Source organism: Mesorhizobium sp. B2-4-18, assembly GCF_006441385.1.
In the GTDB taxonomy this organism is placed as follows: domain Bacteria; phylum Pseudomonadota; class Alphaproteobacteria; order Rhizobiales; family Rhizobiaceae; genus Mesorhizobium; species Mesorhizobium australicum.
This window is the reverse complement of the sequence record NZ_VFUW01000008.1, coordinates 13,057-30,118: the sequence shown is the minus strand read 5'-3', so window position 1 is coordinate 30,118 and position 17,062 is coordinate 13,057. Positions and strand designations below refer to the sequence as shown.

The window sequence follows — 17,062 nt, the reverse complement described above, 5'->3', positions numbered from 1 at the left end:
GGATCGCCCGAATTAATATGGGTCATCATCGCTTTATCGTGGTTAATTTAGCGTAAACTTAAATAAGATATCGAAATAACGCTCGTGAAGAAACCGGCGGTTGTCCACGGTTGTATCCAGAAGTTCCAAAATCAAGCGCAATAATACAGCGTATTTCCAAATACTCATATATTTTCTGTGGCAGAAAGCAAAAATCGACATTTCACGACGAAATCTGCCCTGCCTCCCAGCCGAGGATGGCGCGCTTGCGGGTCAGGCCCCAGTGATAGCCGGTGAGATCGCCTGATTTGCCGATGGCGCGGTGGCAAGGCACCACGAAGGAGAGCGGGTTGGCGCCGTTGGCGGCGCCGACCGCGCGGCTGGCGCTCGGCGCACCGATGCTGGCCGCGATCGAGGAATAGGTACGGGCCTTGCCCATCGGAATCTGGAGCAGCGCCTCCCAGACGCGGACCTGGAAGTCGGTCCCGATCATGACGACATGAAGCGGCTGATCGGCGCGCCACAGCGTCGGCTCGAAGATGCGCGCGGCATAGGGCCCTGTCGCTTCCCTGTCCTCGATATAGAGCGCGTTCGGCCAGCGGCCGGACATGTCGGCAAAAGCGGTGCGTTCCTCGCCTGCGTCGCAGAAGGCGAGGCCGGCAAGCCCGCGGTCGGTGGCCATGATCAGGGCAGTGCCGAACGGGGAGGTGTGATAGCCGTAGCGGATGGTGAGGCCGGCGCCGCGCGTCTTGTAGTCGCCCGGTGACATCGCCTCATGGGTGACGAACAGGTCGTGCAGCCGGCCGGGGCCGGACATGCCCAGTTCGAAGGAGGTTTCGAGCAGAGGCATGCCGGAATCAAGCAGCCTGCGCGCATGATCCAGCGTCACCGCCTGCAGGAAAGCCTTGGGCGACAGGCCGGCCCAGCGGGTGAAGAGTTTTTGCAAGCCGGTCGGCGTCTCGCCGACCTCCTCGGCCAGTTCTTCCAGCGATGGCTGGTCGCGATAGTCGAGACTGATCTTTTCGATGGCGCGGCGTACGATTTCGTAGTCGCTGCCCTCAGGCGTGATGTCCTTCTTGAGGACTGCCGTGTGTGTGCTCATGGACTGTCTCCTTGGGCTGGAATATCGCCCCTCGGGGCGCCGATCGCCACCCGAAACCTGCCTTCTTGCAGCACTTGCCCAGATAGACTCGGGATTCGAGCCAGGGAGCCGCTGATGGCTGGCGAAAAAGTCCATCTGACAGGGGCAAAAGAGAGCTTGCTCATGACACTCTACGGCAAGGCTTTCCCAACGGAAATTTCCTGGAATTGCTTTTAGCGCGCCTTGGCGGTCGCCAGCGCGCGCGAGAAGGCGGTGGCGAAGCTCTCGCGCGAATCGGGGTCGAGGAAGCCGCCGATCGGCACGTTCTGGCCTTGTGCCTCCACGGTCATTCTGATGATGCCGATCTCGGCGTGCCGGGCGATCGAAAACCGTACCCAGAACGGATTGAAGCGATGCGCTTCCGACTTTCCCGAGGGGGCCGTCTTGCGAATGTCGAGGCTGGTGCGCGAGACCGACACTTCCTCGCGGGCGCGTGCAGCCCGGTAATTGACGCGGAAGGCGATGTAGACGGCCACCACGTCGAGGCCGAAGAAGCCGAACACCGGCCAGGCACCGCGCGACAGGAAAAACGCACCCGTCACCAGCCAGCCGAACATCAGTGCGCCCATCAGGATCAGGAAGCCCGTCCTGCCCAGCGACCGGTGCGGGGTCAGCAACGCATGAAAGAAGGGCTCGTCAGCCTGAAACGAGGCGTTTGTGTCACTCATGACAGACTATTATAGGAGGGAAATGGCGCGTCCCAAGTCCAATGAGTCTTCCATGCCCGAAAAAGAGCTGCCGGCCGGACGCCGTGATGGCTCCAATGCCAAGCCGCGCCCTCGGCCGGCGCGGCGCTCGTCCCGCTACAGCCCGGCTGAAGTGCATGAGATTTTCCGGCGTTTTTCGGTGCAGCGGCCGGAGCCGAGGGGCGAACTCGAACACGTCAATGCCTTCACGCTGCTGGTGGCGGTGGTGCTTTCGGCGCAAGCGACCGATGCCGGTGTCAACAAGGCAACGCGGGCTCTGTTCAAGGTTGCGGACACGCCGCAAAAGATGCTGGCGCTCGGTGAAACCAAGGTCGGCGACCATATCAGGACCATCGGTCTCTGGCGCAACAAGGCCAAGAACGTCATCGCCCTATCGCAGGCGCTGATCCGCGACCATGGCGGCGAGGTGCCGGATGACCGCGATGAACTGGTCAAGTTGCCCGGTGTCGGGCGCAAGACCGCCAATGTCGTGCTCAACATGGCCTTCGGCCAGCATACGATGGCGGTCGACACGCATATCTTGCGCATCGGCAACCGGCTTGGCCTGGCGCCCGGCAAGACGCCGGAACAGGTAGAGCAGGGGTTGTTGAAGATCATCCCGGACGAATATATGCGCCATGCGCATCACTGGCTGATCCTGCACGGACGCTATGTCTGCAAGGCGCGCAAGCCGGATTGCCCGGCCTGCGTCATCGCCGATATTTGCAAGGCAGAGGTGAAGACGACCAGCATTCCGGCGCCCCTGGTGCCGATCGCCCCGCTTGAAACTGTCGCCGCCGAAGATCAGGCGCCGTAGCCGCGCGCCATCGCCGCCGCGAACACCGGGATCAGGCTCGGCCGGACTATCAGAAGAACGACTATCTCGGCTGGATCGGCCGCGCCAAGCACCCGGATACCAGGCGAAAGCGGCTCGACCAGATGCTGGATGAATTGCAGCGTGGTGGTGTCTACATGAATATGGTTTGGCACGGCTGAAGTTCTGCTTCGATTACTAGGCCGTGAACTCATAAGCCGCGGTTTACCGGCTTCGGGATGAGATGTGGTCGATCACGCCACTTCCTTGGACATAGTGGATCATGCCTGCTTCGGCGGTTTCGATCATGACGCCGGATGACAGAGTGCCGCCGCCGATCATTTCGATCGTAGGCATGTCCCAAGTCTCATAGCCTTCTGCAAACTCGCGGTTATCAAAATCGCAGACAATCAAGCCTCTCATCCCATCGGCAATTACCTCGTCGCCAACTTTCATCGTCTGCCCTGTCGCGTATTGCATCTGCCACCTCTTCACAGGTCCATTTGCGGATTGGCATAATGTCCGCCTCCACCGTGCTCGCGCAACCCTGCGGCTTTCATGTTGCGCAAGTTTGTGATTCAGACTGCCCATGAACCGATACGACCTCACCGATTTCGAGTGGCGTGTGATAGAGCCGCAGTTGCCCAACAAGCCGCGAGGGGTGCCGCGCGTCGATGATCGGCGGGTGCTCAACGGCATCTTCTGGGTGCTGCGATCCGGTGCGCCATGGCGCGATCTGCCAGAGCGATACGGCCCACGCACCACCTGCTACAATCGCTTTGTCCGATGGCGGAAAGCAGGTGTATGGGACCGCCTCATGGCCAATATTACCAAAGCCCATGACGGCGAGGTGCAAATGATCGATACCTCCATTGTTCGCGTCCATCAGCAGGGCGCGACGGCAAAAAGGGGGATCGAGATCATTGTCTTGGTCGATCCCGAGGCGGGCTGACAACCAAAATCCATGCTCTTGTGGACGCTAAAGGCAGGCCGATCAAGCTGATGCTCACGGCAGGACAGATGAGTGATATCGCCTCCGCAGTGGACTTGATTACGGATTTGCCCGAGGGTGCCATGCTGCTCGCCGATAAGGGCTATGATGCCAACGCCTTGCGCACTGTCGTCACCGAGCGAAAGGCATGGGCCAACATCCCGCCCAAGGCCAACCGCAAGGACCCTATCTGCTTCAGCCCTTTCCTCTACAAGGCGCGCAACCTCGTCGAGCGGTTCTTTAACAAGGCCAAGCAGTTCCGTCGCATCGCAACCCGCTACGACAAGCTGGCTGAAAACTATCTTGCCGCTCTCAAACTCGTCGCAGTCCGCCTCTGGTTACGCGATAATGAGTCTACGGCCTAGGCCTTCCCTGGATGATGGCGCGTATCGCCCTGGCCCTTGCACCGCACCAGCGATTTGCTAAGCGCTGAGGATCAGCGAGGCATATCGTCATGAAAAATCCGCACGGTGTTCTGGTCATCGAGACCGAGCGAACCATTCTAAGGGCGCACCAACTGGAGGATTTCGACGCCTATACCGCCATGTGGGCCGACCCCGTCGTCACCCGCTTCATCGGCGGCAAGCCGCGCACGCGTGAGGAAAGCTGGATGCGCTTCCTGCGCCATGCCGGCCTGTGGTCGCTGCTTGGCTACGGCTTCTGGGCCATCGAGGAGAAAGCGACCGGCCGTTTCATCGGTGAGGCCGGGTTCCACGATCTGAAGCGCGACATGGAGCCGTCGATCGAAGGCATCCCCGAGGCGGGGTGGGCGCTCGCACCGGCCGCGCACGGCGCCGGCCTTGCCACGGAGATCGTCAGCCGCGTGCATGGCTGGGGCGACGAGACGTTCGGACGTGCCAGAACCGTCTGCATCATCGATCCCGAAAATACGGCTTCGCTGAACGTCGCCAGGAAGTGCGGCTATATCGAGCTGACGCAGACCCTCTACCATGATGCGCCGACCATGCTGCTGGAGCGGCTGCCCTGAGGGGTGTCAGGCGAGGCGAGGGCGCCGACAATCACCCGGCCAGGCGCTACAAACGCGCAATCCGGACGGAAAACCGCTGCACACCTTGACCTGCCGCAACCGGCCTTGGGCGCGCAGCTTCCTTACAGGGGCGGCGAGCGGAAGTTGGAGGCCTTTCCGACGCCATAACCGCGGAGCTAGGGCTAAGCCTCCGTCGCGAGGCTCGCCTGCTCCAGCATGGAGGCATCCTCGCCGAAGGCGCGAGTGGCGCGGGCCGCCGCCTCGAGCAGCGGGCGCTTCATGCGCTCAAGGAACGCAGCGTCGACGCGCGTGCTTGGACCAGCCAGCGTCAAGGCGCCAAGCAGCGCGTGTCCCGGCCCGAAAACCGGCGCCGAGACGCCTGCCGTTTCGGGGTCGCGGTCACCCACAGCGAGACAATTGCACGTTTTGCGGATGGTTTCGTAGGGTTCGCCCTGCTGTCCCGAAAACGCCGCCAGCACGCGCCCGCCCGAACCGGCCAGCAGAGGCAATACGTCGCCTTCGCGTATCGTGTAGCGGATCGGATGCTTGGATTCGACCCGGTAAAGACAGGTGCGCACGTCTCCTGAGCGGACGTAGAAGGCAACACTCTCCCAACTTCGTTCGGAGAGATCGCGCATGATCGGCAACAGGATGTCCACCGCCACCACCGAACGCTGGTAAAGCGCGCCCAGCCGAAAGGCGGCGGGTCCGACGCGATAGCGCCCATCGTCCAGGCGCTCGAGCAGTTGCCCGCGCAACAGCGAATTGGCGAGCCGCAGGATCGTGCTTTTGTAAAGACCGGTGCGCATCGCGATTTCAGCAAGACTTAGCGAGCGGTCGGCCGTGCTGAAGGCGTCGAGGATGGCGATCGCCCGGTCGAGTGCCGCAACACCTTCGACGGAGGTGCGCCGGATTTCCGCATCAGCCGAGTTGCCTGGTAAGTCCATTGCGGTTCCCAATTCGGTGAAGCCCGAGCGGAACCACTCTGTCGCGCCACCGGACCGTTCTGTCCAGCAGAATGTCGTTCCTGTTGACGGAACAAGGTAAAATCTGCTTGAACTTGATCACGGGTCTGTGAACAGGCGCGTTTTGGCAGGCACCGGAGGAGGTGTCGTGATCTGGAGGAATCCCATGCTGAACAGACGCAGATTTTTGATGAGTACGGCGGCGGCTGGCGCGGCCGGGCTGGTGGCATCGCATTTCTCACCCGCCTTCGCCGAAGGTGCGCCTCAAGTCCAGATCTTCGTGCCGGCGGCGCCCGGCGGCGGCTGGGACCAGACGGCGCGCACGATGGATCAGGTGCTGCGCGGCGAGAAGCTCATCTCCGGCTCGCAGATCACCAATGTCGGTGGTGCCGGCGGCACGGTAGGGCTGCCGCAGTTCATCAATCAGTGGAGCGGCAAAGGCAATGCGCTCATGGTCGCGGGCATGGTCATGGTGGGCGCCATCATCGCCAACAAGGCAGCCAACAACCTGACCCAAGTCACGCCCATCGCCCGTCTCACCGGGGAGTTCGAGGCGCTAGTGGTGCCGGCGGACTCGCCGTTCAAGACGGCCGCCGATTTCGTCGCGGCACTCAAGGCCGATCCGACGAAGGTTCCTGTCGCGGGCGGCTCGGCCGGTGGGTCCGACCACATCCTGTTCGGCCTGATCGCCAAGACGGTCGGCGTTCCGGCTCCCAGCCTCTCTTATGTACCGTTCGCGGGCGGCGGCGAAGCTCTGTCGGCATTGCTCGGCAACCAGGTGGCGGCCGGCATTTCCGGCTTCGGCGAGTTCTCCGAGCAAGTCAAGGCGGGCGCGCTCAGGCTGCTCGCCATTTCGGCCGACAAGCGTCAGGACGGCATCGACGCGCCGACGCTCAAGGAAGCCGGCATCGATGTGGAACTGTTCAACTGGCGCGGCGTCTTCGCGCCGCCCGGCATTTCCGACGCCGACAAGGCGGCGATGATCACGCTGGTCGAAACCATGGCCAAGAGCGATGCATGGGCGACCGAATGCAAGAACCGCAACTGGACGTCCATCCTGCTCACCGGCGACGACTATGCGAAATTCGTCACCGAGGATTCGGCTCGCATCGAGGCCATCCTCAAGGATCTCGGTCTCGCCTGATTTCCCCGAGGGGCGGCTCGTGCCGCCTCCTCCTTTTCTCGACGCATCGATCGCATGCGGCCATCCAGCGGGAAGGTACGACGAAGCCGGCTGCTGGAGGCGGCTGTTTTGGCCACCAGATCGTAGCCATCCATAGCGGGGAGGACATTCATGAGCACCACCGACCAGCAGGCAGTGCCGCCGCGACTTGCCGTACCGGAATTGTTGATCGGCGTCGGCCTCCTGGCCTGCGCCGGGGCCGTCGCCTGGCAGACGCTGGCGATCCCGGTCTCGCCGCTCTATTCCAAGGTTGGTCCGACCGTCTTTCCCTATCTGACCATGGTCGGCCTGGTTGTGCTTTCCCTGCTGCTCATCCTCGCCGCGCTTCGCGGCGGCTGGCAGCCGGAGGAGGAAAAGGAAACGCCGACCGACTGGAAGGCGATGGGCTTCGTCGTCATCGGTCTGCTGGCCAATCTTGTGCTCATCCAGCCGCTCGGTTTCACCGCCGCGTCGGTCATCATGTTCGTTCTCGTCTGCTACGGCTTCGGCAGCAGGCATACGCTGCGCGATGTGCTCACCGGCCTGGTGCTGGCGCTGGCTGCTTATTTCGGCTTTGCCAAGGCGCTCGGCGTCAACATCGGCGCTGGTGTCGTCGAGAACCAGCTGAACATGGTGATCGACGCGTTCACCAGCACGCTGGGAGGCTGACGCCATGGATACGCTCGGCCATCTCGCACACGGTTTCGCGGTCGCTTTCAGCCCGACCAATCTTTTGTGGTGCCTGCTCGGGACGACGCTTGGCACCGCCATCGGCGTGCTGCCTGGCCTTGGGCCAGCACTGACCATCGCGCTGCTCCTGCCGATCACCTATCAGGTGGCGCCGGAGGCGTCCTTCATCCTGTTCGCCGGTATCTATTACGGCGCCATGTATGGCGGCTCGACGACGTCGATCCTTCTCAACACGCCCGGCGAGAGCGCAACCATCGTGACGGCGCTGGAAGGCAACAAGATGGCCCGCTCCGGCCGCGGCGGCGCAGCACTCGCCACCTCGGCGATCGGCTCGTTCGTCGCCGGCACACTCGGCACGCTCGGCGTCGCCTTCCTGGCCCCGGTCGTGGTCAAGTTCGCGCTGGCCTTCGGCCCGGCGGAGTATTTCTCGCTGATGGTGCTGGCATTCATCACGGTTTCGGCGGTGCTTGGGTCGTCGTCGGTGCGGGGCCTGACCAGTCTGTTTGCCGGCTTTGTAATCGGGATGATCGGCGTCGATCTGCAGACGGGCCAGCCGCGCTTCACCTTCGGCATGACGGAATTGCTCGATGGCGTCGACGTCATCATCGCCGCCGTCGGCCTGTTCGCGGTTGGCGAGACGCTCTACATGGCCTCGCGCCGCTATGCCGGCAAGGACGAGATCGTGCCGCTAAAAGGCTCGCTCTACATGACGGCGGCCGAATGGGGCCGCTCGTGGAAGGCCTGGCTGCGGGGAGCGGCGATCGGCTTCCCAATCGGCGCCATGCCGGCCGGCGGCGCCGAGATCCCGACCTTCCTGTCCTATGCCATCGAAAAGAAACTGTCGAAGCACAAGCAGGAGTTCGGTACGGTCGGCGCCATCGAAGGCGTTGCAGGGCCGGAAGCCGCCAACAACGCGTCCGCCGCCGGCGTGCTGGTGCCGATGCTGACGCTTGGGCTGCCGACCTCGGCGACGGCGGCGATCATGCTCTCGGCCTTCCAGAGCTACGGCATCAATCCGGGGCCGTTGCTCCTGACGACACAAGCCGACCTTGTCTGGGGCCTGATCGCCAGCCTGTTCATCGCCAATGTCATCCTGGTCATCCTCAACCTGCCGCTGATCGGCCTGTGGGTGCGGCTGCTGAAGATCCCGGCGCCGCAGCTTTATGCGGGGATCCTGGTGTTCGCCACTGTCGGCACCTATGGCATCTCGCAGTCGCCGATCGATCTCGTCATCCTCTATCTCCTGGGCGCCGCGGGCTTCCTGATGCGGCGGTTCGATTTTCCGACCGCGCCCGTCATCATCGGCATGATCCTGGGACCGCTTGCCGAAACCCAGTTCCGCCGGGCGATGACCATCTCGAACGGCGACTGGTCGGTGTTCTACAAGCATCCGTTGTCGCTGACCCTGCTGACGCTCGCCTTCATCGGCCTGGTCGGGCCGCATGTCTGGGCCTTCATCGAAAACCGGCGGCGGCGCGGTCCCGAACATGTGCCGGGCGATGCCTGAGCGATCTGAAAAGATATGACAGACCTGCTTTCCGGTATCCGCGTCCTCGACCTGACCAATGTGCTCGCCGGGCCTTACTGTGCCTATCAGCTGGCCTTGCTGGGAGCCGACGTGATCAAGGTCGAGGGGCCGCAAGGCGGCGATCTGGCGCGCCAGCTCGGCGGCTCTCCAAAGCTCAACAATGCCGGCATGGGCGCATCCTTCCTGGCCCAGAACGCCGGCAAACGATCGGTCATGCTCGACCTCAAGAAGGACACGGATCGCGGGCGCTTCCTCGACCTGGTCGCCAGCGCCGATGCGCTGGTGGAGAATTTTCGGCCCGGCGTGATGAAACGCCTCGGGCTTGACTACGAGATGCTGAGGGTGGTCCGCCCAGGCCTCGTCTATTGCGCGATATCGGGTTTCGGGCAGAGCGGGCCGATGCGCGACAACCCGGCCTATGACCAGATCATCCAGGGTCTTTCCGGGATCATGAGCATAACCGGCACGCCGGAAACCGCGCCGCTGCGCGTCGGCTATCCCGTCGCCGATACGCTGGGAGGCTTGGTCGGCGCGTTCTCGATCGCCGCGGCGCTGGTCAGGCAGAAGACATCGGGCGAGGGCGCGTTCCTCGACGTGTCGATGCTCGAATGCACGCTTTCCGCGCTTGGCTGGCCTGTTTCCAATTACCTGACGGCAGGGGTCGATCCCAAGCCGATGGGCAATGAGAACATGACGGCGGCTCCCTCCGGCGCCTTCCGCACCGGCGACGGGCTCATCAACATCGCCGCCAACAAGCAGGAGCAGTTCGTGACGCTGTGCCGGCTGATCGGACGGCCGGAACTGGCGTCGGACCCGCGCTTTGCCGAGCGCGAGACCCGCAAGCAGAACCGTGCCGCGCTCAAGGTCGAGATCGAGGATGCTCTGGCAAGCGATCCGGCGGCAATTTGGGAAGAGACGCTCAACCGAGCCGGCGTGCCGGCGGGCCGGGTACTGACGATCCCGCAAGTGCTGACCGAACCACAAGTGCTCGAACGCCAGGTGACGGCTCGTTTCGAGGATGTGGCTGGCATGGATGGGCCGCTGACCGTCCTGCGCGGCGGGTTCATGGTAGACGGTACGGCACCGTTGCCGACGCGGCCGCCGCCTGTGCTGGGCGAGCACATGGACGAGGTGTTCGCCGGCCTGCCGCCGCGCGCCAAGGCAAAGGCCCTGACATGAGCGGCGTGGAGAAGAAAACAGGCCGCGCGCGCGGCGAGGAATGGTGGCAGACCGGCATCATCGAGATGAGCCCCGGTGTGATCCGGCTGCGCGGCTACGAGATCCAGGACCTGATCGGCCGCGTCAGCTTCCCGGCTGTCATCTGGCTGATGCTGCGTGGCGAATTGCCCAGCGAAGACGAGGCGGCACTGCTCGGCATTGCCTTGGGGGCGGCCGTCGACCACGGGCCGCAGGCGCCGTCGATCGCCATCGCCCGCATGGCGGCGACCTGCGGCGTCGGCATCAACAGCGCCATGGCCTCGGCCATCAACGTGCTGGGCGACGTGCATGGTGGCGCCGGCGAGCAGGCGCTTTCCTTCTATGGCGATATTGCCGTGGCGCTTGATGGCGGCATGGGCCTCAACGAAGCGGTTTCGACACGTCTCGACCGGTTCTTCGGGCAGGAGAAGGGCTATGTGCCGGGGCTTGGCCATCGCTTCCATCCTGTCGATCCGCGCGCGCCGCGCCTGCTGGAACTGGTCAGAGATTTTGCCGCGCGTGGCGTGGTCAACGGCCGCTTTGCCGACATTGCCGAGGCGATCGAGGCCGACGTCGCGCGGCGCAAGGGCAAAAAAATCCCGCTCAACATCGATGGCGCCACCGCCGTCATCTATGGCGAGCTCGGCTTTCCGCCGCCGCTGACGCGCGGACTCTTCGTGCTGTCGCGTTCCGTCGGCATCCTGGCGCATGCCTGGGAGCAATCTCAGCAGTCCGAGCGCAACAAGGGGCCGCTGCCGCGCGAATGGCTGTGGGCCTATAGCGGCCCGCCGGCACGGCCGCTTCCTGAAGATGAGGGCGCGGACAATTGAGGCTTATGCCTGCTCGAGCGGCGCGGGTCCGGGAAACTTCAAGGTGTTCACCAGCGTCGAGAGATCGGGCTCATCGATGAGCATCGCGGCGTCGGCCGGCGCCAGCCAGGCCCGCTGCCGCCGCTTGGCTTCCTGCCAATCGGCAAGCTCTTCCGTCACTTCCAGCAGAAACACGACGACGTCGACGCGGACAAAGCGGTTGGCCAAACGTTTCCAGTAGGAATAGGTGCCCGCCGGCTGCTTCAGCGTCTTGCCGAGCACGCCGGCTTCCTCCAGTGCCTCGATGGTGGCTGCCTTGCGCCCGCTCTTGCCTTTCATCGGCCATCCCTTGGGCACGATGAAGCGTCTCGTGGTTCTCGATGTGACCAGCATCACCTCGATGCCGCCATGCGCATTCAGCCGGAAGGGGATCGCCGCCACCTGGCGGATCCTTTCGCCTTTCTTGGCTTGGCGTACGGTCTTTTTCTTGGTGGCTGCCATCTCGATAATCCAGTCGCTGCAATGCCCCTTAGCGTGCTGCGACGCCTTTGCAAAATCCAACCTGCCGCAGGGGCACCTGAAGTGCCCTATCATGTAAGTCGGCTAAATAAAAGAAGCTGCCGTTCGTCAGCGGCAGGTGCTCACGGCGGTGTTGCCGATTATCTGCGTCTGGCAGCTCGGCCTAACCTGCGGCACGACCGGCGGCGGTTGCTGGACGATGATGCGATCCTGGGCACGATACTGCTGTTGCTGCTGCTGAAACTGCTGCCGCTGAACCCGATTTTGCAACGCCTGCAGATCGTTCTGCTGGATGACTGTGTTGTTTCTGACCGTGGGATTGAGCACCTGCGCGGAAGCGGGCATCGCAAAGCCGGCGCAAACCGCTCCAGCCAGCACCACCAAGGTTGATATCATCGATGAACGACGCGCACACATCCATCTATTCCTGCAAAAAAATCTCATCACACCAGATATATAGGGCTTTTGCCCGACGATGCCATGCGAGAATGCCGATCACCCTCACACCAACCGCGCCCGCTCAAGGGCTGCCACCCGCGCTGGCTGCGTGTTTCCGGCAAGGAAGAAGGGTCGGTTGCCGGCTTCAACTTTTTTCCACCAAGGAGTGGGAGATCGAAGCTGCTTCGGCGTGGCGGAGAATCTGCTCGCAACCCCGCATTGCACTTGACGGAAACGATCGATTCGCCGCTCTATCGGGTCGACGCTGCCTCGAGCTGAATGGCGTCAATGGCGTAGGCATGCCCGTCAGGTATAATGGCGCCTTCGAGGAAATGGTCAAACAGAATGCAGTCAGCGCGTCTCTCAAGGTCAGTTTCTAGGCTGGCTCGAGGCGGAGCCGGGCGGGAGAGATCTTGATGAGGAAATACGCGTATATCGCAGCAGTGCTGGGTGCTGCCTGCATCGCAGGCCTGCCGGCCATGGCGGCGCAAACCAAGGGCGACAAGGTGGCGGCAACGCCCGCCGCAGCTGACGTGCCGCAACTGCCGGGTGGTGCTTCGGCCTTGTCCGAAACCCATGGGGACTGGACGGTCAATTGCCAGATATCGGGCACGAACAAGGTCTGCAGCCTGTCGCACCAGCAGTTCAACAAGCAAAGCAACCAACGGCTTTTGGCGATCGAGCTGTCGAGCAAGACCGGCGAGGATGCGACCGGAACGCTTGCCCTGCCTTTCGGTCTGGCGCTTGCCAAGGGTGTCGCGCTGACCATCGACGATCAGAAGCTCGACGGCAGCCTGCCGTTCAGCACCTGCCAGGCGGTCGGCTGCCTGGTGCCGGTGGCGTTCGATGCCAATGTCACGCCGCTGCTCAAGAACGGCACCACGCTCAAGATCGATGCGTTCGCGGCCGATACGGGGCAAGTCGTAAGCTTTTCCATCCCGCTCAATGGCTTCGGCGGTGCGCTTGCCCGCACGGCGGAGCTTTTGGCCAACTGACGGCTTGGCTCACCGCAAGCGACAGGATGTTGGCGGCAAACGCTTCCGCCGGCACTTGTCAGACGACGATGGTTTTCAACCGCTCGGCGATGAGCGCGGCAAGCCGTGCCGCTACCTCGTCCTTGGTCATTTCAGGCCATTCCTCGACGCCGGCCTTCGACACGATCCGCACCCGGTTGCGATCACCCCCCATCACGCCTGAAGGACCGATGCCGCTTTGGTGCGACACATCGTTGGCGACGATGAGATCGGCCCCTTTCTTCGTGAGCTTGGCCTCGGCGTTGCGCAAGAGATCCTGCGTCTCGGCGGCAAAGCCGACGACCAGGCCTGGTCGCTGCTTGTGATGGCCGACACCCGCCAGGATGTCGGGGTTTTCGACCATGCGCAGCACCGGCGGGCCTTCGCCCGCGACCTTCTTGATCTTCTCACCGGCTGAATTCTCGGTGCGCCAGTCGGCAACGGCGGCGACGAACACCGCGGCGTCGGCGGGCAGAAGCTGTTCCACAGCGTCGCGCATCTCCTGCGCCCGTTCGACATGGAGGGTCTTCACTCCGGCCGGATCGGCGATGGTGACGGGACCGGAAACGAGGCGCACATCGGCGCCGAGCCTTGCCAATGCCGCGGCGATGGCGTGGCCCTGCTTGCCGGACGAGCGGTTCGCGATATAGCGCACCGGGTCGATCGGCTCGTGCGTCGGGCCTGACGTGACGATGATCTTGCGCCCCGCCAGTAGCCTGGGGCCGGCATCGAGCAGCGCCTCGACCGCGGCGACGATCTCCAGCGGTTCGGCCATGCGGCCTTCGCCGGCCTCATTGCTCTCGGCCATCTCACCCTTGGCGGGGCCGACGAAGGTGATGCCGTCCTTGCCCAAGCTCGCGCGGTTGCGGCGGGTGGCGGGATGCGACCACATCCTGGGGTTCATCGCCGGAGCCATCAGCACCGGCTTGTCGGTGGCGATGAGCACGGTCGAGGCCAGATCGCTGGCATGGCCATTGGCGAGCTTGGCCATCAGGTCGGCAGTGGCGGGCGCCACCACCAGGAGGTCCGCCTCGCGCGACAGCCTGATGTGGCCGACATCGTGCTCATCATTGCGGTCGAACAGGTCAGTGAAGACATGGTCGGCGGAGAGCGCACCGACCGACAGCGTGGTGACGAACTCCTGCGCCGCCGATGTCATGACGACGCGCACCGCCGCGCCGCGCTCGCGCAGCCGACGGATGAGGTCGAGCGCCTTGTAAGCGGCGATGCCGCCGCCGATGATAAGCAGGATGCGCTTGTTGGAAAGCGTGCCTCGCGGCAAGCTCTTGCCTGCTAGTGCCGACGCCGGGGTAGGGGTGGCTTGCGAAGTGGCCAGTTCGTGAAGGGCTTTCTCGATCTGGTCGAGACGGCCAACAGGGCCGACCTGGCCGTCGACGGCGGCCCGGATCATCACCCGCGCCTGTTCTTCCATGGAGCGATCGTTTTCCGCCGCCAGACGGCGCAGCAACTCCTTGACCTCATCGTCCAGGTTGCGGATCGTGATGCTGGCCATGTGATTGCACTCTACTCATCTTACTTGATGGCGATGATAGCAATGCAATCAAATTGCCGCAAGCAGCTGGCTTGCCGCGAACACAGGCCTAATGAAGCTTCCAGGCAATGTAGACCAGCGTCAGCGCGATCACCCATAATGCGACACGGCCGGAACGGCTGTAGCGCGCTTCGGCCTTGCCTATGGCGCGGGCGGTCGCCTCATCGAAGCGCAGGCCGTGCTCGGCCATCAGGTCGATCTCTCGCGACAGCCGTTCCGTACGGGCCGCGAGTTCCGGCGCCTGGCGGATCAGCGTCAGTATTGCCTTGCCGCCGTCGCGCGCGTCGGCCAGCAGGCCGCGCGGCCCGAGGTTCCCGGCTATCCAGCCGCCGACCACCGGTTCGGCGGTCTTCCACATGTTGAAAGCCGGATCGAGCGTGCGCGCCACGCCCTCGACAACCACCATGGTCTTCTGCAGCAGGATCAATTCCGGCCGTGTCGCCATGTCGAAGAGTTCGGTCACCTCGAACAGCAGCGTCAGAAGCTTGGCCATCGAAATGGTTTCGGCGGGTTGGCCATGGATCGGCTCGCCGATGGCGCGGATCGCCTGCGCGAAGGCAGAGACATTGTGCTGGCGCGGCACATAGCCGGCCTCGAAATGCACCTCGGCGACGCGCAGATAGTCGCGTGTGATGAAGCCGTAGAGGATTTCTGCGAGGAAGCGGCGCTCCTTCTTGCCAAGGCGTCCGGCAATGCCGAGATCGACGGCAACGATGGTGCCGTTCGCCTCGACGAACAGATTGCCCGGATGCATGTCGGCGTGGAAGAAGCCGTCGCGCAGCGTATGGCGCAGGAAGGACTGGATGAGGTTGGTGGCGATTGCCTTCAGGTCATGGCCGGCGCTTTGCAGGCCGGCGATGTCGTTCATCTTGACGCCGTCGACCCATTCCATGGTCAGCACGTCGCGGCCGGTGCGTTCCCAGTCCACCGAAGGGACGCGAAAGCCAGGGTCTTCCCTGGTGCTTTGGCCAAGTTCCGAGAGCGCGGCCGCCTCGAGGCGCAGGTCCATCTCGATCCTGGTGGTCTGCGCCAGCGTCTCGGTCACCTCGACCGGCCTCAGCCGGCGCGACGACGGTATGTATTTCTCCTGCAGGCGGGCGGCGAGGAAATAGCTTTCGAGGTCCTGGAAGAAGCGGCGGCGCACGCCCGGCCGGATGACCTTGACCGCTACCTTCCTGGCGACGCCACCATCGACGGTTTCAGCGGCATGGACCTGGGCGATGGAAGCCGCGGCGACCGGGTCGCCGAACTGCTTGTAAAGATCGCCGAGTTTGCGCCCGAGCGAGGCTTCGACGGCGGCCACCGCTTCGGCCGTCGGGAAGGTGTGCATCTTGTCCTGCAGCATGGCGAGATCGAGCGCCATGTCGTTGCCGACGACATCGGGCCGCGTTGCCAGGAACTGACCAAGCTTGACGTAGGATGGGCCGAGCCGGACCACCGCCTTGGCCAGCCGATCGCTGCGCTCATAGGCGAGCGCGCGGCGGCGGGTGAACAGCCGCGCCAGCCGCCAGCCGAATTTCGGCAGGCCGGATAGTTCCTCGCCGGGCAAGACGGCAACGACGCCCTCGCGCACCAGCACCCAACCGGCCCGTACGAGCCGGAACGCCGCGCTGACGGTGCTCATGGCCACGTCCGCCCTACCGGTTCATCGAACTGGCGCAAGGCTCGTCGCGTGAGGAAGATCGGCGACGGCTTCAAAGCTTCCAGCCCGAATGCAGGGCCGCTATGCCGCCGGAATAGTTGCGGAAGGAGACGCGGTCGAAGCTGGCCCGAGAAATCATCGCCGCGAAGTTTTGCTGATTGGGGAATTTTGCGATCGATTCGACCAGATAGGAATAGGGCTCGCCGTCCCCGGTGACCAACTTGCCGATCCTGGGGATGGCATTGAACGACCAGGCTTCGTAGACCTTGTCGAGCAGCGGCATCTCGACCTCGGAGAACTCAAGGCACAGGAGACGGCCGCCAGGCTTCAGCACGCGGAACGCCTCGCCCAGGGCCACGTCGATATGCGGGACATTGCGAATGCCGAACGCGATGGTGTAGGCGTCGAAGCTGGCGTCAGGGAAGGGCAGTTCCTCGGCATTGGCCTCGACGAAATCTGTGTTGCCGGACAACCCCTTCTTTTCAGCCCTGTCGCGACCGACGGCAAGCATCGAGCCGTTGATGTCGAGCACGGTGGCATGGGCATGGCCATGGCTGGCATCGACGATGCGAAAGGCGATGTCGCCGGTACCACCGGCAACATCGAGCACGCGCCAGCCCGCGCGCTTAGGCGGATTGAGCCAGGCGACCATGGCATCCTTCCACAGCCGGTGCAGGCCAGCAGACATCAAATCGTTCATCAGGTCGTAGCGGTTGGCGACCTTGTGGAAAACATCGTTGACCAGGGATTGCTTCTCGCCTTCCCCTACACGCTTGAAACCATAGGAGGTTTCCATGCCGCCGGCGGCCGTGGCTCTCTCAACTGACATTTTTTTGATCCGTCATAAAACCGGCGGGACCATAGCCGATCGATGATGCGGGCGCTATTGTTTAAGGCGCGGTGTTCAGCCGCGCTTCCAGGTGGTGGGTTTCAAGACCTGGACTGACC

General features: G+C 63.5%; 19 protein-coding genes. 10 read left to right on the top strand and 9 right to left on the bottom strand.

The window, feature by feature from the left end; all coding sequences use genetic code 11:
- Positions 1–202: 202 nt before the first annotated feature.
- Together FJ527_RS19455 and FJ527_RS19450 are read right to left on the bottom strand one after the other, a co-directional pair.
- Entirely contained in the window at positions 203–1,081 is an 879-nt protein-coding gene (locus FJ527_RS19455; RefSeq protein WP_140713225.1) for a bifunctional helix-turn-helix domain-containing protein/methylated-DNA--[protein]-cysteine S-methyltransferase, read from the bottom strand.
- Between the two features lie 212 nt (positions 1,082–1,293).
- On the bottom strand, positions 1,294–1,788 hold the full coding sequence (locus FJ527_RS19450) for a DUF2244 domain-containing protein (protein ID WP_140713227.1): 495 nt from the start codon (positions 1,786–1,788) through the stop codon (positions 1,294–1,296).
- Between the two features lie 22 nt (positions 1,789–1,810).
- Between FJ527_RS19450 and nth the strand changes: the two genes are divergently transcribed.
- Together nth and FJ527_RS29910 are read left to right on the top strand one after the other, a co-directional pair.
- Positions 1,811–2,623: an endonuclease III gene (gene nth / locus FJ527_RS19445; protein ID WP_140661718.1), complete on the top strand. Its 813-nt coding sequence runs from the start codon at positions 1,811–1,813 to the stop codon at positions 2,621–2,623.
- Between the two features lie 74 nt (positions 2,624–2,697).
- A complete protein-coding gene (locus tag FJ527_RS29910) occupies positions 2,698–2,802 on the top strand; it encodes a YdeI/OmpD-associated family protein (RefSeq protein ID WP_140824007.1) in 105 nt (34 codons plus the stop codon).
- Between the two features lie 43 nt (positions 2,803–2,845).
- Here FJ527_RS29910 and FJ527_RS19435 read toward each other — a convergent pair whose 3' ends face one another.
- Complete coding sequence (locus FJ527_RS19435; RefSeq protein WP_140823880.1) at positions 2,846–3,100, bottom strand: hypothetical protein; 255 nt, start codon at positions 3,098–3,100, stop codon at positions 2,846–2,848.
- 109 nt (positions 3,101–3,209) lie between these two features.
- On the opposite strand from FJ527_RS19435, the gene FJ527_RS19430 reads away from it, so the two are divergent.
- Positions 3,210–3,976 (top strand): IS5 family transposase gene (locus FJ527_RS19430; protein ID WP_181166409.1). Its coding sequence is split into 2 segments (ribosomal slippage): positions 3,210–3,522 and positions 3,522–3,976, totalling 768 coding nucleotides; the frame shifts between segments, so codons are not numbered across the junction.
- Positions 3,977–4,065: 89 nt separating this feature from the next.
- Entirely contained in the window at positions 4,066–4,599 is a 534-nt protein-coding gene (locus FJ527_RS19425; protein ID WP_140823878.1) for a GNAT family N-acetyltransferase, read from the top strand.
- A gap of 182 nt (positions 4,600–4,781) precedes the next feature.
- Here FJ527_RS19425 and FJ527_RS19420 read toward each other — a convergent pair whose 3' ends face one another.
- Positions 4,782–5,546, bottom strand: a complete 765-nt coding sequence (locus FJ527_RS19420) for an IclR family transcriptional regulator (RefSeq protein ID WP_140823877.1) — start codon at positions 5,544–5,546, stop codon at positions 4,782–4,784.
- Positions 5,547–5,730: 184 nt separating this feature from the next.
- On the opposite strand from FJ527_RS19420, the gene FJ527_RS19415 reads away from it, so the two are divergent.
- From FJ527_RS19415 to FJ527_RS19395, 5 genes are all read left to right on the top strand, one after another.
- Complete coding sequence (locus FJ527_RS19415) at positions 5,731–6,708, top strand: tripartite tricarboxylate transporter substrate-binding protein (RefSeq protein ID WP_140661721.1); 978 nt, start codon at positions 5,731–5,733, stop codon at positions 6,706–6,708.
- Positions 6,709–6,858: 150 nt separating this feature from the next.
- Positions 6,859–7,395, top strand: a complete 537-nt coding sequence (locus tag FJ527_RS19410) for a tripartite tricarboxylate transporter TctB family protein (RefSeq protein ID WP_140823876.1) — start codon at positions 6,859–6,861, stop codon at positions 7,393–7,395.
- Between the two features lie 4 nt (positions 7,396–7,399).
- Positions 7,400–8,923, top strand: a complete 1,524-nt coding sequence (locus tag FJ527_RS19405; protein ID WP_015315738.1) for a tripartite tricarboxylate transporter permease — start codon at positions 7,400–7,402, stop codon at positions 8,921–8,923.
- Positions 8,924–8,938: 15 nt separating this feature from the next.
- Positions 8,939–10,123 carry a CoA transferase gene (locus FJ527_RS19400; RefSeq protein ID WP_140793751.1) on the top strand — a complete coding sequence of 395 codons (1,185 nt, stop codon included), beginning with the start codon at positions 8,939–8,941 and terminating at the stop codon, positions 10,121–10,123.
- Complete coding sequence (locus FJ527_RS19395; protein ID WP_140618843.1) at positions 10,120–10,971, top strand: citryl-CoA lyase; 852 nt, start codon at positions 10,120–10,122, stop codon at positions 10,969–10,971. The genes FJ527_RS19400 and FJ527_RS19395 overlap by 4 nt, the downstream gene beginning before the upstream one ends.
- A 3-nt stretch (positions 10,972–10,974) precedes the next feature.
- On the opposite strand, the gene FJ527_RS19390 is transcribed toward FJ527_RS19395, so the two are convergent.
- Both FJ527_RS19390 and FJ527_RS19385 read right to left on the bottom strand, forming a co-directional pair.
- The gene (locus FJ527_RS19390) at positions 10,975–11,451 is read right to left on the bottom strand and encodes an NUDIX hydrolase (protein WP_140618841.1); all 477 of its coding nucleotides are present in this window, start codon (positions 11,449–11,451) and stop codon (positions 10,975–10,977) included.
- 126 nt (positions 11,452–11,577) lie between these two features.
- Positions 11,578–11,886 carry a hypothetical protein gene (locus FJ527_RS19385; RefSeq protein ID WP_140618839.1) on the bottom strand — a complete coding sequence of 103 codons (309 nt, stop codon included), beginning with the start codon at positions 11,884–11,886 and terminating at the stop codon, positions 11,578–11,580.
- Between the two features lie 437 nt (positions 11,887–12,323).
- Here FJ527_RS19385 and FJ527_RS19380 point away from each other — a divergent pair, with 437 nt between their 5' ends.
- A complete protein-coding gene (locus tag FJ527_RS19380) occupies positions 12,324–12,902 on the top strand; it encodes an invasion associated locus B family protein (RefSeq protein ID WP_140823875.1) in 579 nt (192 codons plus the stop codon).
- A 58-nt stretch (positions 12,903–12,960) separates the two neighbouring features.
- Here FJ527_RS19380 and coaBC read toward each other — a convergent pair whose 3' ends face one another.
- From coaBC to ubiE, 3 genes are all read right to left on the bottom strand, one after another.
- On the bottom strand, positions 12,961–14,433 hold the full coding sequence (gene coaBC, locus FJ527_RS19375) for a bifunctional phosphopantothenoylcysteine decarboxylase/phosphopantothenate--cysteine ligase CoaBC (protein ID WP_210241255.1): 1,473 nt from the start codon (positions 14,431–14,433) through the stop codon (positions 12,961–12,963).
- An 88-nt stretch (positions 14,434–14,521) separates the two neighbouring features.
- The gene (gene ubiB / locus FJ527_RS19370; RefSeq protein WP_140823874.1) at positions 14,522–16,096 is read right to left on the bottom strand and encodes a 2-polyprenylphenol 6-hydroxylase; all 1,575 of its coding nucleotides are present in this window, start codon (positions 16,094–16,096) and stop codon (positions 14,522–14,524) included.
- Between the two features lie 70 nt (positions 16,097–16,166).
- Positions 16,167–16,943: a bifunctional demethylmenaquinone methyltransferase/2-methoxy-6-polyprenyl-1,4-benzoquinol methylase UbiE gene (gene ubiE / locus FJ527_RS19365; RefSeq protein WP_140823873.1), complete on the bottom strand. Its 777-nt coding sequence runs from the start codon at positions 16,941–16,943 to the stop codon at positions 16,167–16,169.
- Positions 16,944–17,062 lie beyond the last annotated feature (119 nt).

Bases quoted from the DNA above. Each gene is read 5' to 3' on its own strand.
- FJ527_RS19455 (WP_140713225.1), bottom strand. From the start codon at position 1,081: ATGAGCACACACACGGCAGTCCTCAAGAAGGACATCACGCCTGAGGGC.
- FJ527_RS19450 (WP_140713227.1), bottom strand. From the start codon at position 1,788: ATGAGTGACACAAACGCCTCGTTTCAGGCTGACGAGCCCTTCTTTCAT.
- nth (WP_140661718.1), top strand. From the start codon at position 1,811: ATGGCGCGTCCCAAGTCCAATGAGTCTTCCATGCCCGAAAAAGAGCTG.
- FJ527_RS19435 (WP_140823880.1), bottom strand. From the start codon at position 3,100: ATGCAATACGCGACAGGGCAGACGATGAAAGTTGGCGACGAGGTAATT.
- FJ527_RS19425 (WP_140823878.1), top strand. From the start codon at position 4,066: ATGAAAAATCCGCACGGTGTTCTGGTCATCGAGACCGAGCGAACCATT.
- FJ527_RS19420 (WP_140823877.1), bottom strand. From the start codon at position 5,546: ATGGACTTACCAGGCAACTCGGCTGATGCGGAAATCCGGCGCACCTCC.
- FJ527_RS19415 (WP_140661721.1), top strand. From the start codon at position 5,731: ATGCTGAACAGACGCAGATTTTTGATGAGTACGGCGGCGGCTGGCGCG.
- FJ527_RS19410 (WP_140823876.1), top strand. From the start codon at position 6,859: ATGAGCACCACCGACCAGCAGGCAGTGCCGCCGCGACTTGCCGTACCG.
- FJ527_RS19405 (WP_015315738.1), top strand. From the start codon at position 7,400: ATGGATACGCTCGGCCATCTCGCACACGGTTTCGCGGTCGCTTTCAGC.
- FJ527_RS19400 (WP_140793751.1), top strand. From the start codon at position 8,939: ATGACAGACCTGCTTTCCGGTATCCGCGTCCTCGACCTGACCAATGTG.
- FJ527_RS19395 (WP_140618843.1), top strand. From the start codon at position 10,120: ATGAGCGGCGTGGAGAAGAAAACAGGCCGCGCGCGCGGCGAGGAATGG.
- FJ527_RS19390 (WP_140618841.1), bottom strand. From the start codon at position 11,451: ATGGCAGCCACCAAGAAAAAGACCGTACGCCAAGCCAAGAAAGGCGAA.
- FJ527_RS19385 (WP_140618839.1), bottom strand. From the start codon at position 11,886: ATGTGTGCGCGTCGTTCATCGATGATATCAACCTTGGTGGTGCTGGCT.
- FJ527_RS19380 (WP_140823875.1), top strand. From the start codon at position 12,324: ATGAGGAAATACGCGTATATCGCAGCAGTGCTGGGTGCTGCCTGCATC.
- coaBC (WP_210241255.1), bottom strand. From the start codon at position 14,433: ATGGCCAGCATCACGATCCGCAACCTGGACGATGAGGTCAAGGAGTTG.
- ubiB (WP_140823874.1), bottom strand. From the start codon at position 16,096: ATGAGCACCGTCAGCGCGGCGTTCCGGCTCGTACGGGCCGGTTGGGTG.
- ubiE (WP_140823873.1), bottom strand. From the start codon at position 16,943: ATGTCAGTTGAGAGAGCCACGGCCGCCGGCGGCATGGAAACCTCCTAT.